The 16338-nt window shown below is 69.0% G+C and carries 15 protein-coding genes; 5 read left to right on the top strand and 10 right to left on the bottom strand.

The features are described from left to right. Positions 1-63: 63 nt before the first annotated feature. From OG966_RS25335 to OG966_RS25315, 5 genes are all read right to left on the bottom strand, one after another. Positions 64-453 (bottom strand): cytidine deaminase, encoded by a 390-nt coding sequence (locus OG966_RS25335; RefSeq protein ID WP_326652141.1) that lies wholly within the window; start codon positions 451-453, stop codon positions 64-66. Beyond that, entirely contained in the window at positions 450-1739 is a 1290-nt protein-coding gene (locus OG966_RS25330; RefSeq protein ID WP_326652140.1) for an ABC transporter permease, read from the bottom strand. The genes OG966_RS25335 and OG966_RS25330 overlap by 4 nt, the downstream gene beginning before the upstream one ends. Continuing rightward, complete coding sequence (locus OG966_RS25325; RefSeq protein ID WP_326652139.1) at positions 1736-2848, bottom strand: ABC transporter permease; 1113 nt, start codon at positions 2846-2848, stop codon at positions 1736-1738. The genes OG966_RS25330 and OG966_RS25325 overlap by 4 nt, the downstream gene beginning before the upstream one ends. After that, entirely contained in the window at positions 2845-4419 is a 1575-nt protein-coding gene (locus OG966_RS25320) for an ABC transporter ATP-binding protein (protein ID WP_326655360.1), read from the bottom strand. The genes OG966_RS25325 and OG966_RS25320 overlap by 4 nt, the downstream gene beginning before the upstream one ends. Positions 4420-4625: 206 nt before the next feature. After that, positions 4626-5666 carry a BMP family lipoprotein gene (locus OG966_RS25315; RefSeq protein WP_326652137.1) on the bottom strand — a complete coding sequence of 347 codons (1041 nt, stop codon included), beginning with the start codon at positions 5664-5666 and terminating at the stop codon, positions 4626-4628. A gap of 465 nt (positions 5667-6131) precedes the next feature. On the opposite strand from OG966_RS25315, the gene OG966_RS25310 reads away from it, so the two are divergent. The 3 genes from OG966_RS25310 (at position 6132) to OG966_RS25300 (ending at position 7214) form a co-directional block, all read left to right on the top strand. After that, a complete protein-coding gene (locus OG966_RS25310) occupies positions 6132-6458 on the top strand; it encodes a hypothetical protein (RefSeq protein WP_326652135.1) in 327 nt (108 codons plus the stop codon). A 130-nt stretch (positions 6459-6588) separates the two neighbouring features. Next, positions 6589-6870, top strand: coding sequence for a hypothetical protein (locus OG966_RS25305; RefSeq protein ID WP_326652134.1), 282 nt, complete (start codon positions 6589-6591; stop codon positions 6868-6870). 11 nt (positions 6871-6881) lie between these two features. Next, positions 6882-7214: a hypothetical protein gene (locus OG966_RS25300; RefSeq protein WP_326652133.1), complete on the top strand. Its 333-nt coding sequence runs from the start codon at positions 6882-6884 to the stop codon at positions 7212-7214. Positions 7215-7268: 54 nt separating this feature from the next. On the opposite strand, the gene OG966_RS25295 is transcribed toward OG966_RS25300, so the two are convergent. From OG966_RS25295 to OG966_RS25275, 5 genes are all read right to left on the bottom strand, one after another. Then, on the bottom strand, positions 7269-8492 hold the full coding sequence (locus OG966_RS25295) for an amidohydrolase (RefSeq protein WP_326655359.1): 1224 nt from the start codon (positions 8490-8492) through the stop codon (positions 7269-7271). Between the two features lie 351 nt (positions 8493-8843). Beyond that, positions 8844-9959 (bottom strand): hypothetical protein, encoded by a 1116-nt coding sequence (locus OG966_RS25290; protein ID WP_326652132.1) that lies wholly within the window; start codon positions 9957-9959, stop codon positions 8844-8846. Between the two features lie 132 nt (positions 9960-10091). Next, positions 10092-11015, bottom strand: coding sequence for an N-acetylneuraminate synthase family protein (locus tag OG966_RS25285; RefSeq protein WP_326652131.1), 924 nt, complete (start codon positions 11013-11015; stop codon positions 10092-10094). Between the two features lie 13 nt (positions 11016-11028). Beyond that, positions 11029-12354: an acylneuraminate cytidylyltransferase gene (locus tag OG966_RS25280; RefSeq protein ID WP_326652130.1), complete on the bottom strand. Its 1326-nt coding sequence runs from the start codon at positions 12352-12354 to the stop codon at positions 11029-11031. Between the two features lie 47 nt (positions 12355-12401). Next, complete coding sequence (locus OG966_RS25275) at positions 12402-13784, bottom strand: DUF6716 putative glycosyltransferase (RefSeq protein WP_326652128.1); 1383 nt, start codon at positions 13782-13784, stop codon at positions 12402-12404. Positions 13785-13972: 188 nt separating this feature from the next. Here OG966_RS25275 and OG966_RS25270 point away from each other — a divergent pair, with 188 nt between their 5' ends. Then, on the top strand, positions 13973-14956 hold the full coding sequence (locus OG966_RS25270) for a glycosyltransferase family 2 protein (RefSeq protein WP_326652127.1): 984 nt from the start codon (positions 13973-13975) through the stop codon (positions 14954-14956). Further along, positions 14956-16287, top strand: a complete 1332-nt coding sequence (locus tag OG966_RS25265) for a polysialyltransferase family glycosyltransferase (protein WP_326652126.1) — start codon at positions 14956-14958, stop codon at positions 16285-16287. Before OG966_RS25270 ends, OG966_RS25265 begins: the two co-directional genes overlap by 1 nt. Positions 16288-16338 lie beyond the last annotated feature (51 nt).

The raw sequence follows: 16338 nt of genomic DNA, 5'->3' as shown, positions 1-16338 counted from the left end.
AGAGAAGTCGGGAAAATATGAGTGCGGAGCGGCCCTCCCGCTACGGGCGGGAGGGCCGCGGTGTCAGCGCAGATGCCCGGGCCCGAAGGCCTGCGGCAGCATCTCGGACAGCGGGAGCACCCCTCCCGGGGTCTCCAGAAGCAGCTCGGGACCGCCGAATTCGTACAGCAGCTGACGGCATCTGCCGCACGGCACCAGCGACTCGCCCCGGCCGTCCACGCAGGTGAAGTGGGTCAGCCGGCCGCCGCCCGTCGCCTGCAGCTGGGAGACCAGACCGCACTCGGCGCACAGGCTGAGCCCGTACGAGGCGTTCTCGACGTTGCAGCCGACGACCGTGCGGCCGTCGTCGACGAGCGCGGCCACGCCGACCCGGTAGCCCGAGTACGGGGCGTACGCGTGCGACATGGCCTCACGCGCCCGCTCGCGCAGAGCGTCCCAGTCGACGGGCGTCACTTGCCCTGGCCCTTCCGGTAGCGCATACCGTCCGCCTTCGGCATCCGCAGCCGCTGCGCGGAGATCGAGAGGACGAGCAGTGTCACGACGTACGGAGTGGCGCTTACGAACTCGGTGGGCACCGTGTCCGTGCCGAGGTACCAGACCAGCACACCGGCGGCGATGACCGCGCTGATCACAGCCGTAAGGTAAGCCTTGCGGTAGAGCTTCCACAGCGCGAGGCCCGCGAGCAGCACCGCGAGCAGCAGAAGCAGCGCGTGGACGGACTGGCCGCCGGCACGCAGCTGGAGCGCGTCGGCGAAGCCGAACAGGCCCGCACCCATGGCGAGTCCACCGGGCCGCCAGTTACCGAAGATCATCGCCGCGAGGCCGATGTAGCCGCGCCCTCCGGTCTGGCCCTCGTTGTAGATGTGCGAGGTGACCAGGGAGAGGAAGGCACCGCCGAGTCCGGCCATCCCGCCGGAGACGATCACCGCGATGTACTTGTACTTGTAGACGTTGACGCCCAGCGACTCCGACGCGATCGGGTTCTCGCCGCAGGAGCGCAGCCGCAGACCGAACGAGGTCTTCCACAGCACCAGGAAGGTGGCGAAGAAGAGCACCACGGCCAGGATCGTCAGCAGCGACAGGTTGCTGACCAGGCCGCCGAGGATGCCCGCGAGGTCCGACACGAAGAACCAGTGGTGCTTCTCGATCGAGACGAGCCAGTCGGAGAGCCCCGGAACGGTCACCGAAGGGATCTCCTCGGCCGGCGGGGACTGCTTGGGGCTGCCGCCCTTCGCCGCGGCCTCACCGGAGTTGAACCACAGCTTGGCGAAGTACGTCGTGAAGCCGACTGCCAGGATGTTGATCGCGATACCGGAGATGATGTGGTCGACACCGAAGGTGACAGTGGCGACGGCGTGCAGCAGACCACCAGCCATGCCGCCCAGTACACCGGCGAGAACGCCGATCCACGGGTTGGTCTGCCAACCGGCCCAGGCACCGAAGAAGGTGCCGAGGATCATCATTCCTTCGAGGCCGATGTTGACCACACCGGCCCGCTCGGCCCACAGACCGCCGAGACCGGCCAGACCGATCGGCACGGCCATCGAGAGCGCGGCGCTGATCTGGCCCGCCGAGGTGAGGTCCTGCGCTCCGGTGATGGCGCGTACGGCGGACAGCGCGATGAGCGAGCCCGCGACGATCAGCAGGATGACAGGGAATGAGAGGCGGGAGCGGCCGCCCTTGCCGCCGGAGACCTTGGGGGCCGCGGGCGGCGGGGTGGAAGTCGCCGTGGCGGTCACGCCGACACCTCCTGGTTGTCGGAGTTACGGGCCTGGTCGGCGAGCTTCTCGCCGACCTGCCGCTGCTGGCGCTTGAGGCCGTAGCGGCGCACCACTTCGTAGGCGATGACGACGCAGAGCACGATGACGCCCTGGATGACGCCGACGATCTCCTTGTCGTAGCCCTCGAACTCGAGCTTTCCGGAGCCGCGCTCCAGGAAGCCCCAGAGGATGGCGCCGAGGGCGATGCCGATGGGGTGGTTGCGGCCGAGGAGGGCGATGGCGATACCGGTGAAGCCGATACCGACGGGGAAGTCGCCGCTGTACTCGTACGAGTCGTTCAGCAGCGTCGGCATACCGATCAGACCGGCCATGGCACCGGAGATCAGCATGGAGGTGACGACCATCTTCTTGACGTTCACACCGCTCGCCTCGGCGGCGGAGCCGGACTGGCCGACGGTGCGCAGGTCGAAGCCGAAACGGGTGCGGGAGAGTGTGAACCAGTACCCAATGCCGGCCACGACCGCGACGACGATGAAGCCCCAGATCGGTTCCGGCGTCGTCGGGAACTCGAAGAAGTGGGAGGACTCGGGGAGCGGCGTGGTGGACACCTTCGTCCCCGCGACATCCAGGTGGCCGAGGCGGCCGGGCTGGAGCAGATAGCCGATGATGGCCGTCGCGATCATGTTGAGCATGATCGTCGAGACGACCTCACTGACGCCCCGGGTGACCTTGAGGACACCGGCGATACCAGCCCACATGGCACCGACGATCATCGCGGTGATGATGATCAGCGGGATCTGCAGGGCGCCGGGCAGCGTCAGCGCGCCTCCGACTGCAGCGGCGAAGAACGCGGCGAGCCGGTACTGGCCGTCGACGCCGATGTTGAACAGGTTCATCCGGAAGCCGATGGCTACCGCGAGACCCGCCAGGTAGTACGTCGTCGCCTTGTTGAGAATGTAGACCTGGCTGTCCGACTTCACGCCATAGTCGAACATGATGCCGAAGGCACTGAACGGCTCCTTGCCGGTGGCCGCCAGCACCAGCGCCGAGACCAGGAACGCGGCCACGATCGCGAGCAGCGGAGCCGCCAGCCCGAGGAGCACTCGCTCCTTGTCGAACTTCTTCATCGGGCCTCGTCCTCCGGGGCGCTGTCTTCAGGGTGCTCGAGGTGGCCGGTAGCCGCGCCGGTCATGGCCGAGCCCAGCTCCTCGGGGGTGATCGCCGCGGGGTCGGCGTCCGCGACCAGCCGGCCGCGGTACATCACCCGCAGGGTGTCGGACAGCCCGATGAGCTCGTCCAGGTCGGCGGAGATGAGCAGCACCGCAAGGCCCTCGCGGCGCGCCTCGCGGATCTGGTCCCAGATCTGCGCCTGCGCACCGACGTCCACGCCCCGGGTGGGGTGCGCTGCGATCAGCAGCTTGGGGTTGTGGCTCATCTCGCGGCCGACGATCAGCTTCTGCTGGTTGCCGCCGGAGAGAGAGGCCGCGGTGACCTCGATGCCGGGGGTGCGGACGTCGTACTCGCGCACGATCCGCGCGGTGTCGGCGCGGGCCGCCTTGAGGTCGAGGAACGGGCCCTTGCTGTTGGGCTTCTCGGTGACGTGGCCGAGGATGCGGTTCTCCCACAGCGGGGCTTCCAGCAGCAGTCCGTGCCGGTGGCGGTCCTCGGGGATGACGGCCATCCCGTCCTCGCGCCGCTTGCGGGTCGGCGTCCGCGAGATGTCGGCGCCGTCCAGGGATACCGCACCGGTGTCCGGGTGGCGCATGCCCATGATCGCCTCGACCAATTCGGACTGGCCGTTGCCCTCGACACCGGCGATGCCCAGCACCTCACCCTTGTGGATGGTGAAGGTGATGCCGTCGAGCACCGCGCGGACGACACCATCGGGGTCGGTGGCGGTCAGCCGCAGGTCCTGGACCTGGAGCATGGGCACATCAGTGACAGTCGACTCGCGGGTCTCCGGCGAGGGCAGCTCGGCGCCGACCATCAGCTCGGCGAGCTGCTTGGTGGTGACGGTCTTCGGGTCGGCGTTGCCGACCGTCGTACCGCGCCGGATGACGGTGATCTCGTCGGCGACCGTCAGTACCTCGCCCAGCTTGTGGGAGATGAAGATGACGGTCAGCCCCTCGGCCTTGAGCTCGCGCAGGTTGTCGAAGAGCGCGTCGACCTCCTGCGGGACGAGCACGGCGGTCGGCTCGTCGAGGATGAGGGTGCGGGCGCCGCGGTAGAGGACCTTGAGGATCTCGACGCGCTGGCGGTCGGCGACACCGAGGTCCTCGACGAGGACGTCCGGGCGGACGCCGAGGCCGTACGCGTCCGAGATCTCCTTGATCTTGGCGCGAGCCTTGTCGCCGATGCCGTACAGCTTTTCGGAGCCGAGGACGACGTTCTCGAGAACCGTGAGGTAGTCCGCGAGCATGAAGTGCTGGTGCACCATGCCGATGCCGCGGGCGATGGCGTCGCCGGGGTCATGGAACGAGACCTGCTCGCCGTCCACCGCGATAGTGCCCTCGTCCGGCTTCTGCATGCCGTAAAGGATCTTCATCAGAGTGGACTTGCCGGCGCCGTTCTCGCCCACGAGGGCGTGGACGGTGCCGCGGCGCACGGTGATGTCGATGTCGTGGTTGGCCACGACTCCGGGGAATCGCTTGGTGATGCCGCGGAGCTCTACGGCATGGGGACTGCTGGACGCTTTGATGGCGCACTCTCCTTGGCAGGAGCGGGGGGAGCGAAGGCGGTGGATGGCGCGAAAAATACCGCGTACAAAGGGATGTTACGCGCGTAGCATCGACAACAAATCGACGCTGGACTCGAATACTCGGCCGAGACCGGGACCGGGGCCGCGCGCGTCGGGGCCCGGAGAGACAGCCGAAGCCGCTCGCCGGGCCCCGATCACACGATGGATCAGGTAGTGGTCTTCACCTTGATGGTGCCGTCCACGATCTTCTTCTTGGCCTCGTCGAGCTTGCTCTTGATGTCATCGATGTGGCCACCGGTGGTGGTCAGACTGACGCCGCTCTCGGCGAGCGAGTACGCATGCACGCCGGTCAGGGGCTTGCCGTCCTTGACGGACTTGACCAAGTCGAAGACGCCGGTGTCGACGTTCTTGACGACCGAGGTCATGATCGTCGAGGCGTACTTCTTCAGGGCCGGGTCCTTGGCCTGGTCCGAGTCCACGCCGATCGACCAGGCGCCCGGCTGGGACGCCACGGCCTCGATGGAGCCCGCACCGGATCCGCCCGCCGCCGCATAGATGACGTCGATGCCCTTGTCGAGCATGCCCTTGGCGGCAGCCTTGCCCTTGTCGGGGGCACCGAAACCGGAGAGGTCCGTACCGGTGGTGAGGTACTGGATCTGCACGGAGGCCTTCGGGTTGGTGTCCTTGACACCCTGCTCGAAGCCCGCCGCGAACTTCTTGATCAGCGGGAGATCGACACCACCGATGAAGCCGACCTTGCCGTCCTTGGACTTGAGGGCGGCAGCAACACCGGCGAGGTAGGAGCCCTGCTCCTCGGTGAAGACGATCGAGTCGACGTTCTTCTGGTCGGAGACGGAGTCGATCAGGCCAAAGTTGGTCTTCGGGTACTTGGCGGAGACCGCGTCGATCGCGTCCTTGTACGCGAAGCCGACGCCGATGACGGGGTTGTAGCCGCCCTCGGCAAGCGAGGCGAGCCGCTGCTCACGGTCGGCGGGGGTCTCCCCGTTCTTGGCGGTGAGCTCCTTGGTCTCGGCATTGAACTCGGCCTTGGCCTTGTCGAGACCGCGGGCTGCGGAGTCGTTGAAGGAGTTGTCGCCACGGCCGCCGACATCGAAGGCCATGCCGATCTTCAGCGTGTCCTTGCCCGAGCTGGTCGACTCGGTGGACGACTCGCCGCAGGCGGTGGCGGTGAGAGCGAGAGCCGCGGTGACAGCACACGCGGCGGTGATCTTGGATACCCGGCGCACGAGGAGGGTCCCTTCAGGACTGGCCGAAGCGCCACTTCCGGCGCTGATTTCGGGGCGATCGTAACGCGCGTAGATGTCAGTTAAAGACACGTTCATCAGTCGTTATCGGATCGTCGCGAACAAGCCACCCACTCAACATAGGGTAGCGAGCTCAACACGGAGCGTGCACAGCGGTTCGGCGTGTCGATATCCGAGTAACGACCCGCTCGCCAGCATCCGAGGGAATGGAATTCAGTCATCCACTTTCTTGGCTACAGGACACTTCCCGAACCCGCTTGCCCCGCCTGCGAATTCACTGATAGAAATCGAACGACCACGCGATCACGTCAACGGGGCTAATTCTCAGATCTGTCCACATCTGGAAGCAAGGCAGCGGCAGCTGTCAAATCGGACATTCCGGAGACAGTTCGACTTTTCAGTGATTACCCGTGCGTGAATCATCATTCGTCATGGACAGGGGGAGCCATGAATAAGAGAGCCTCCATTATCTCCGGTGTCACGCTCGCGCTCACGGCCGGTGCACTCGTGCTCGCGCCCGGCGCCTCCGCGAGCGCGCAACTCGGCGACTGCAACGCCTGGAAGTCGAACAGGCCTCCATACACTGGCTCTGCGTACTGCAGCGGAATGGGCTGGAGCGACAAGTTCCGAGTGAAGCTCACCTGCATCGACCCCCGCGGCTCACAATGGCTCGTGTACGGCCCGTGGAAGAAGAACGCGCAGACGTCCACCGCGAAGTGCTCAGACAATCCGAACGTCGGCATCTACAAGGTCGGGTTCGCCTTCGATCACTGAGTGTTCGCGCAGGAAATCAAAATTCGGGAGGCAGCCCGTTGCTTGCGCTGCCTATTTCGTGAACAGGAGAATCGTGGACAGGAAGTCAGTAATTTCCGCTGTCGCCTTAGCGGTAGTAACCGGATCGCTGATGATGGCACCGAGCGCCTCCGCCGGAGAGTCAAGTACCCAGCACGCCGCGTGCAACACCTGGAAGTCCAACACGGCGCCCTGGCGGGGCTACTCCAACTGCACGGGGATGCTGCCACTGGTCGAGCGCCATCAGGTGAAGCTCATCTGTATCGACCCTCGCGGACACCAGTGGACCGTATACGGCAAGGGCGCCGGCAACGGCCAGACCTCGAGCGCGAAGTGTTCGGACAACCCGAACGTCGGCATCTACAAGGTCGGCGCCAACGTCTACCGCATATGAGGGAGTGGCGCATGAGGAAGACACTCGTCACCGGCGCGCTCGGCTTTGTGATCGCGGCCGGATCGCTGACGGTGGCACCCACCGCGTCCGCCGGTGAGTCGGACGCTCAGGCGCCCCAGTGCAACCTCTGGAAGTCCAACAGCGCTCCGTACACCGGCTACGCCTGGTGCAAAGGCCGGAGGCCGACGAGCATTCATCGGGTGAAAGTCACCTGTGTCGACCCCCGCGGAAGCCAGCGGATCGTCTGGGGACCGCCTCGGCGAAGCGAGCAGACCTCTGCTGCGAAGTGCTCCGACAACCCGAACGTCGGGATCCTCAAGGTCAGCGTCGCGTACGTGGACTGAAAACCGCGTCGACGCCGCCCGGCCTTGCTTCCAGGCCGGGCGGCGTCCCTCTGCCTAGGCGGGGAGCCCGTCGATAAGGGCCGCAGCCGTGAACAGCTCCACGCCGACCTCGATGGCACGCTCGTCGACGTCGAAGTCCCCGCGGTGCAGATCGTGCCGGGCGGTGTCACCGGGCGTCCGGACGCCCAGCCGCGCCATCGCGCCCGGGACGTGCTCCAGATACCAGGAGAAGTCCTCGCCGCCCAGGCTCTGCTCGGTGTCCTCCACGGCGTACGGTCCCCTGCGCGCGGTCTGCGCGTCCCGCAGCAGCTCGGTCACGACGGGGTCGTTGACCACCGGCGGGACTCCACGGATGTAGTTGATCTGCGACTTGGCCCGGTGCAGCGTCGCGATCTCGTCGATCGCGGCATGCACCAGGTCGGGGGCGGCGCGCCAGCCGGGCAGATCGAGGCAGCGCACGGTGCCGGACAGTTCGGCGTGCTGCGGGATGACATTGCAGGCGTGACCGGCCTCGATACGGCCCCAGGTGACGGCGAGCCCGGAGCGGGCGTCGACCCGGCGGGCGAGCAGGGCCGGAACCTCGGTGGCGACCTTCGCGACGGCGGTGACCAGATCGGTGGTCAGATGCGGGCGGGCGGTGTGGCCGCCGGGGCCGTCGAGGGTGATCTCGAGCCGGTCGCAGGCGGAGGTGATGGGGCCCGGCCGCAGGCCGATGACTCCGGCGTCGACCTTGGGGTCGCAGTGCACGGCGATGATCTTGCCGACGCCGTCCAGTACGCCGGACTCGATGGCGTCGGACGCGCCACCGGGCAGCACCTCCTCGGCGGGCTGGAAGATCAGCCGGACCGGCTGCGGAAGCAGCCCCTGCCGGTCGAGCTCGGCGAGGACGAGCCCCGCACCCAGGACGGTGGTCGTGTGCACATCGTGCCCGCAGGCGTGCGCCCGGTCCGGGACGGTGGAGCGGTAGGGCACGCCGGCCTTGGTGTCCGGGATGGGCAGGGCGTCGATGTCGGCGCGGATCGCGAACAGGGGACGTACGCCGTCCCAGGAGCCGATGTCACACATGAGTCCGGTACCCGTGGCGAGCACCCGGGGCTCGAGGCCGGCCTGCTCGAGGCGGGCCTTGAGCACGGCGGTGGTACGGAACTCCTGGTTGCCGAGCTCCGGGTGCATATGCAAGTCGCGGCGGAACTCGACCAGTTCAGCGCGCAAGGACTCGGACAGCGTGCCGGCCGGTACGGCCTCGCCGGGCTGTTCGGCTTCGGACTCGCGGGACATCAGTTGGTTCACCTGTTGAAGAGTAGGCCCAGGCATGCCCCGACCGACCACCGATCAACGAAAGATCAGCCCGATAGGGTAAGGAAAGATGGCCGCGAGGTGCATGGTTGTCCACTCATGTGGGTAAGCTCACTTCTCTTCTCGACCGGAAGTCGACCGGCGATCCCCGAAGAGCCATGGATTTTCCGCGATCCGAGGCTCACTCCGTGACGAACCAGTTGCAGCCAATTGTCCTCTACTTGGAGGCATCCAGGACATGCAACCGCTCTCCGCCAAGGGAGTCACGGTGCCGGTGCGGAGTCACGGCGCCGGCCGAGTCACGGTGCCGGCCGAGTCACGGTGCCGGCCCGCTCACGCCGGAGCGGGCAGCCGGTGCACATCCCGGGCCGTCCCCGTCACCCCCGCCAGGAATCCCTGGGCCCGCGGGGACGCGCCGTCCCTGAGCCACCCCGGGGCGATGTCGCAGACCGCGACCTTGATCCCCGTGCCCGCGAGGGCGAGCGGGAGCGTGTGGACCACGGTGGACGGGAAACTGAGGACCATGCCGCCGATGGGGCCGCGGCGGGCGATCAGTTCCAGCGGCAGGTCCGGGCGGACGATCTCCAGGCCGGTCTCGACGGCGAGGCGGTGGAGTTTCTCCGAGCTCTCGCGGCGGTGCGCGAAGTAGCGGGTGGCGCCGTGGGTACGGGCCAGGGCGCGGACGGCCTCCACATACTGGTCCGGGTCGACGACGCCCGTCTCCACGAGAGACGTGCCGACGAGGTCCGCGCCCCGGGTGATCCTGGGCGGGCCGAAGCGGGAGCGGGTCCAGGCGAACCGGTTGGCCGTGACCGTGACGCCGGGCGGCGGCTCGACCGGCATCGAGGTGAACACCTCGACGTTGCGGGTTCTGGACGGGGTGAGCCGGCGCCGCGCCAGGAAGGTGACCGGCGCGAGGACCAGTTCGCGGGGGCCCCTCCTGCCGCGCCGGTGCCAGCGCACCAGCTTCTCGCCGTGTGCCAGCTGCGCGACGAACTCCATGGTGGCCGTGCCGTCGTCGACCACGGTCAGATCCTTGCTGCGGACGAGGGTCAGCAGCAGCTGTACGTACCGGGAGAACGGGTCCCCGATGACGATGCGCTCGGCGCGGTGCAGCATCGGGCCCAGCTCGCGCAGCGTCTTCAGCGGCGCACCCGCCCTGCCGCGCGCCTCCTGCCAGCGCACCGCGTATCCCTCGTCGCGGGCCAGCTCCGCCATCCGGCGCAGCTGGCCCCGCGACATGGGGTCGGTCGGCGACAGAACGACGACGGTGAGGTCGGTGGCTCCTCTGTGCGGCCCTGCCCCCGGCAACCCGGTCCGGCCCGTCCCCGCACGACCGCCCGGCTGTGCCGGGACACCGCTCAGTGTCTGCGGCGCACCCGGCCGTGCGTGGGCCCACTCCAGGACGTTCAGGAGCTGTACCGGACTCTCGACGAAGGCGAGATTCACTGAAGTTCACCTCGTGATGCCGGGCCGGCCTGACGGCCGGCCTGCTTGTGCGACCCGAAGTCCCGGAGCCCGCCACGGAGCGGATTTCGGGGGCCTCGGGTCCTGGGAAGGCAGAGCACGGCGGCAGGCATGTCAGACCGCGGCCGGCTCACGGTCGCCGGCCTCGGCGACGACGCCCGCGACCCGGCGCAGCTTCTTCATCGGGGCGAGCTCCGACTCGTAGACCTTCTTGACGCCGTCGCCGAGCGCCGTCTCGATGGTGCGGATGTCGCGGACCAGGCGCTGCAGACCGCCCGGCTCGACGGAGGCCGCCTGGTCGGAGCCCCACATGGCGCGGTCGAGAGTGATGTGGCGCTCGACGAAGGCGGCGCCGAGCGCGACCGCGGCGAGGGTGGTCTGCAGGCCGGTCTCGTGGCCGCTGTAGCCGATCGGGACATTCGGGAACTCGGCCTGGAGGGTGTTGATGACGGTGAGGTTGAGCTCCTCGGCCTTCGCCGGGTATGTCGAGGTGGCGTGGCAGAGCAGGATGTTGTCGCTGCCGAGCACCTCCACCGCGTGCCGGATCTGCTTCGGCGTGGACATGCCGGTGGAGAGGATGACCGTCTTGCCGGTGGCGCGCAGGGAGCGCAGCAGCTCGTCGTCGGTCAGCGAAGCGGAGGCCACCTTGTGGGCGGGGACGTCGAACTTCTCCAGGAAGGCGACGGCCTCGGTGTCCCACGGCGATGCGAACCAGTCGATACCGCGCTTCTTGCAGTGCTCGTCGATCTTGCGGTACTCGTCCTCGCCGAACTCCACGCGGTGGCGGTAGTCGATGTATGTCATCCGGCCCCAGGGGGTGTCGCGCTCGATGTCCCACTGGTCGCGCGGGGTGCAGATCTCGGGGGTGCGCTTCTGGAACTTGACCGCGTCACAGCCGGCGTCTGCGGCGGCGTCGATGAGCGCGAAGGCGTTGTGCAGGTCGCCGTTGTGGTTGATGCCGATCTCACCCGTGACGTAGACGGGGTGACCGGGGCCCGCGGTCTTGGTGCCGAGGGTGCGCAGACGGGACGTGCTCATGAGGGGTGGTTCCTTACTTCTCGGGGGAGTTGTGGGGGGTGGCAGGGGTGTCGGTGGTCTCTTGAGAGGTGTTTTCAGGGGTGATTTCAGGGGTGTTGAGCGTCGGGCCGAGGAGCCAGGCGGCGATCTCGCGGATCGCCCCCTCGCCGCCGGGCCTGGTGGTGACGGCACGCGCTGCCGCGCGTACGGAACCGTGCGCACTCGCGACGGCCACGGGCCAGCCGACGAGGTGGAAGCACGGAAGATCGTTGACGTCGTTGCCGACGTAGAGCACCCGCTCCGGCGCGATCCCCCGCTCCTCGCACCACTGCTTCAGTGCGAGGTCCTTGCGGTCGATGCCGTGCAGGACGGGGACCTGCAGTTTGTGGGCGCGGGCGGCGACGACCGGGTTCCGCTCGGTGGACAGGATCAGCAGTTCCAGGCCCGACGTGCGCAGGTGGGCGATGCCCAGTCCGTCGCCGCGGTGCACGGCGACGATCTCGCGCCCGTCGGAGTCGATGAGCACGCGGTCGTCGGTCTGGGTGCCGTCGAAGTCGAGCACGACGGCGTCGATGTCCTCACGGGTGGGCAGCGCGGGGGTGTCGAGGAGGGGCGCCAGCGCCCGGGCCCTGGCCAGCTCGTGCGGGTCGTCGACCTCCAGGACGCGCGCGGGGTCGGTCCTCACGAGCGCGGTGCGGCCGAAGAACCGGTGGCCGGCCTCGCGGAATCCGGTGGCGGACATGGCGTACGCGGCCCCGGTCTCCAGGAAGTCCTGCGGCCGGTCCTGGCGGCGCGGCCGGAAGGACGCGTCGTGGTTGACGCCGTAGCCGGAGGTCCGGCCGGTGTCGACGAGCAGCGCGGTGGAGCCGCCGACGCGCTGGGCGCCGATGGCCGCGGCAGTGCTCTGCTCGACCTCGCCGTCCTGCTCGCGCCAGACGAAGCCGTGGAAGGGGGCGACGGTCACCGCGCTGTCCGCGCCGCCTTCGAGCACCGCCGCCGCCACACCCTCGACGTCTTCGCGCGCCAGGAACGGGCTGGTGCACTGGATGAGCAGGACCACGTCCACCTGCGTGCCGTGCATCGCCTCGTACGCGTCCATCGCGTGCAGCACCGCCGCCTCGCTGGTCGCGGTGTCCCCCGCGATCGCGGCCGGCCTCAGCACCACCTGGGCGCCCGCGTGCCGGGCCGCCTCCGCGATGTCCCCGTCGTCCGTGGAGACCACGACATCGGTGACGTGCGGTGCGGCGAGGCTCTCGCGCACGGCGCGCGCGACGAGCGGCACTCCGCCCACGGGGGCCAGGTTCTTGGCCGGGACGCCCTTGGAGCCGCCACGGGCGGGGATCACGGCGAGTACGGTCATCTGAGCTCCTGAGTACGGGAGTTGAGGTGAGGCGCAGGGACGCGCGGTCACAGCTCGCCCATCCGGCGGATGATCGGGGCGACGCGCTGCACGCCGTGGCGGTACGCGCCGCGCGCCGCGTTCCGTACCGCCTCGCGCACCACACGCCGTACGCCGGTGATCTCGGTGGCCGGGGCCGCGCCCGGCAGCGGAGTGCCGTCGGGGCCGAGGTGGTGGCGGGCGAGGATGCCGGGCAGATAGCCCGGCGCGGTGGCGGACGTGTAGTACGGCGCGAGCGGCGGGAGTCCGGAGCTCTGCAGCAGCTCGGCGACGCGCTTGCGGGCCGCGTCGAAGGCGGTGTCGTACGCGCCGTCCGCGGCCACGCCCTGCCGGGCGAGCCAGTCGGCGTCGGGCGCGGGGCGGTGTCCGCCGTCGAGCCGGTTCCAGGAGGTCAGCAACCCGGATCCGAGGAAGTGGTGGTTGCCGAGCGCCTCGCGCACACCGAGGTCGGTGAGGACCGCGGTGGGGATGCTCCGGTGCAGCGATTCGAGGGCGGCGGTGGAGGAGACGGTGACCAGCAGGTCGGTGCGGTCGAGGACGTCGCCCATGTGCCCGTAGACCAGCTTGAAGTTGGGCGGCAGTCCGCCCGGCAGCTTGTCGGCGAGCTTCTGGTAAGGGAGTTCTTCGAGGTGCGTGGTGTGCTCGCCCGGCCTGGAGCGCAGCTTCAGCAGCACCTCGCGGCTCGGGTGGAGGCGGGCGTGCTCGACCAGGCGGCGCAGCAGATAGGTGCGGTCGGCGCGGGATTCGGGCACCGAGGGCTGGGCGGCGAAGACGACGGTGTCGCGCCCGTTCCGTGCCTCGTGGGGCGCGCCGCCGAGGAAGGGCAGCGCGGCCTCGGTGACGGACGAGGGGTCGGCGCCCACTCCCTCGTACACCGCGCGGAAGCGGTCCGCGTCGTGACGGGAGTTGGCGAGGACGACGTCCGCGCCGTGCCGCAGCAGCAGTCCGTCGGCGAGCTTCTCGTAGACGACGCCGACATAGCCGGTGACGACGACGGGCCGGCGGGGCAGCCGGAGCGCGGCCAGTCCGTGCAGCATGGCCTGGACCGCGCCACCGACGAGGGCGAGTACGACCACGTCGTACTGCTCGTCGTTCATCGCCCGCAGGAACTCGTGCCCGGTCACCTCGCGCAGTTCGTCGGCGCGCACACCGACCTCGGCGAGCTGGCGGGCCGTCGGGGTGGCCCGGCCGCGCAGCAGAAAGCCGCTCAGCTCGACGGAGTCAGCACAATCGACGGCGTCGGCCGAATCCCGTGGGCCGGCGGAACCCAATGAGTCGCGCGGGACGCCCTGCGCGGCGATACGGCGCGCGGTGAGGGCGCCCCATTTCCACCGGGTGTCGGAGTCGGCGAGTACGGCGACCCGTACGGCCTCGCTGGTACTTGATGGCACGCCGAGGACGTTAGAAAGGCATTCCGTTTGACGGCCCAACTGGACCGCAACAGCTGGTTAACAGCGCGTCTACGGTTGGCGATAGGGCCCCTGAATCAACCTGGTTAACAAAGTCGCCGCTCTGCGTTCACCTGCCATCTCTCCCGGCGTCAGTACGAATGCCGGGTGTCGGCCCTAGCGTCACGCGGGTGGTTAAGCTCTCCGTCATCGTGCCGTTCTACAACGTGCAGACATACGCGCCCGACACCCTCAGAAGCCTCCAGGCGAACGCCCGTGAGGACTTCGAGTTCCTGCTTGTCGACGACTGTTCGACGGACGGGACACCGGAGATCCTCGAGCGCGCGGAGCGCGAGGTTCCGGGGGCTCGCCTGATCAGACATGAACAGAACGGCGGACTCGCCACCGCACGCAACACCGGCCTCGACGCCGCGACCGGGGAGTACCTCGCCTTCCTCGACGGCGACGACTGGCTGGCCCCCGGCCACTTCGAGCAGCTGCTCGCCGCCATCGAGGACCTGGGCTGCGACTTCGTCCGTACGGACCATGTGCAGTGCACGGCCAGGGCCCGTACGGTCCATCGCGTCCCGGTCGGCCGGCGCGGCGAGGTGCTGCGGCCCCGCGACGCGATCCTGCCGGCCGACCGCTCCACCGGCGTCGACTACCCGTTCGCCTGGGCCGGGATGTACCACCGGCGGCTCGCGGAGCGCGGGCTGCTGCACTTCACGCACGGGCTGCGCACCGCCGAGGACCGGCCGTGGATCTGGCGGCTGCACCGCGAGGCGGAATCCTTCGCGGCGGTCAGCCGGCTCGGAATCTTCTACCGGCGCGGAGTGGCTTCATCACTCACTCAGATCGGCGACATCCGGCAGCTCGATTTCATTCGCGCGTTCGACCAGGTGCTCGAAGAAACGGCGAAGGATCCGGATTCCGAACGACTGCTGCCGAAAGCCGTACGCACGTACTGCGCGGTTATTTCCCACCACTTGGGATCAGTAGAGAGGTTCGAACCACCTGTGGCGCGGAAATTGCGTGCGATGAGTGCGGCGGCGCTGAGGCGGATGCCGCAGGAAATTCTGAAGGACGCGCTCGACTCGATGGACACCGAGCGTGCGTCACGTCTGCGCAGGCTGCGCCGCCGCCTCGCCCCGGTTTCCGCGGAGGCCGCGGCCTGATGCGTACGACCCAGATCTTCCTCGCGTCCTCGCTGTACGGGGCCGCCACGCTGGCCGCAGCGCTGGACAGCGGCTGCTTCGCGCCCGCGGACCGGCGGCTGCTGCTGGTCGCCAACAACGCCACGACGCCGGAGACCTCGCCGGCGCTGGACGAGATGCCGGGCTTCGAGCGGCTGCGCGGGCGCTTCGACGGCGTGCTCTCCTGGAACGAGGCCATCTCCCCCTTCCACCCGGGCGGCTGGGCCCCGCGGCCGGACGACGCGCCGCTGTGGGAACGCCATCTGCGGCTGCTGTGGGACCTCGGCGACGACCGGATCGAGCTGGCCGTCGAGTCCATCCAGGTCAACCCGGCGCTCGCGGTCGCGCAGCTCTTCCCGGACGCGGCGCTCGATGTCTACGCCGACGGCCTGATGAGCTACGGCCCCACCCGCAACAAGATCGACCCGCTGGTGGGCGAGCGCGTACGCAGGCTGTTCCATCTGGATCTGGTGCCGGGCCTGAAGCCGCTGCTGCTGGTGGAGTTCGGGGCCGAGCCGCGGATCGTTCCGACGGAGGCCTTCGTCAAGGTGGTCGCCGAGCTCTCCGACGGCGTGACGGATCCCGCGTCCGACGCGGTGTCCGCCGAGGGCGAGGGCCCGGCGCTGCTGCTGGGCCAGTATCTGGCGGCGCTGGGCATCATCACGCCCGCGGAGGAAGAAGCCCTTCACGTCCGGATGGTGCGGGGCGCGGTCGCGCTGGGCCACCGCCGGATCGTCTTCAAGCCGCACCCCACCGCGCCCGCCTCCTGGACACGCACGCTGGAGCGCGAGGCGGCGGCTCTGGACGCCGAACTGACGGTCCTGGACCGGCCGTTGATCGCCGAAGTGCTCTACCGCCGGCTTCGGCCCGCGCTGGTGGCCGGCTGCTTCTCGACCGCGCTCCTCACGGCGAGCACGTTCTACGGCATTCCCGTGGCCCGGATCGGCACTCAGTCGCTCCTCGACCGGCTCACGCCGTACCAGAACAGCAACCGGGTGCCGGTGACGATCGTCGACGCGCTGCTGCCGGATCTCGCCGACGGCGCGGCCGGTGCGCCCAAGGAGGCCGACGAGACACTGACCGGTCTGGTCAGCGCGGTCGGCTTCGCGATGCAGCCGCAGCTGCGGCCGGATCTGCGGGCGGCGGCGGAGAGCTATCTCGGACGCAACCTCAACAACCGCACCTGGCGCTACTTCAAGCGCCGCAGGCTGACGGTGCTCGGGCTGCCGGGAGGCATTCCGGTGCCGCGCAACGCGACGGTACGCCGGATGGTGCGGAGGGCGCGGCGCCTGAAGCGGGTGGCGCTCGGGTGACCCCTGGGCCCCCGCACCGGGCACCCGCGCCGCGGACCCCGTGCCTCAAAG

Origin of the sequence: Streptomyces sp. NBC_01750 (assembly GCF_035918095.1) — a bacterium.
In the GTDB taxonomy this organism is placed as follows: Bacteria; Actinomycetota; Actinomycetes; order Streptomycetales; family Streptomycetaceae; genus Streptomyces.
This window is presented reverse-complemented; position numbering and strand designations above follow the sequence as displayed.

Bases quoted from the DNA above. Each gene is read 5' to 3' on its own strand.
- OG966_RS25280 (WP_326652130.1), bottom strand. From the start codon at position 12,354: ATGACCGTACTCGCCGTGATCCCCGCCCGTGGCGGCTCCAAGGGCGTC.
- OG966_RS25285 (WP_326652131.1), bottom strand. From the start codon at position 11,015: ATGAGCACGTCCCGTCTGCGCACCCTCGGCACCAAGACCGCGGGCCCC.
- OG966_RS25305 (WP_326652134.1), top strand. From the start codon at position 6,589: ATGATGGCACCGAGCGCCTCCGCCGGAGAGTCAAGTACCCAGCACGCC.
- OG966_RS25310 (WP_326652135.1), top strand. From the start codon at position 6,132: ATGAATAAGAGAGCCTCCATTATCTCCGGTGTCACGCTCGCGCTCACG.
- OG966_RS25300 (WP_326652133.1), top strand. From the start codon at position 6,882: ATGAGGAAGACACTCGTCACCGGCGCGCTCGGCTTTGTGATCGCGGCC.
- OG966_RS25265 (WP_326652126.1), top strand. From the start codon at position 14,956: ATGCGTACGACCCAGATCTTCCTCGCGTCCTCGCTGTACGGGGCCGCC.
- OG966_RS25325 (WP_326652139.1), bottom strand. From the start codon at position 2,848: ATGAAGAAGTTCGACAAGGAGCGAGTGCTCCTCGGGCTGGCGGCTCCG.
- OG966_RS25295 (WP_326655359.1), bottom strand. From the start codon at position 8,492: ATGTCCCGCGAGTCCGAAGCCGAACAGCCCGGCGAGGCCGTACCGGCC.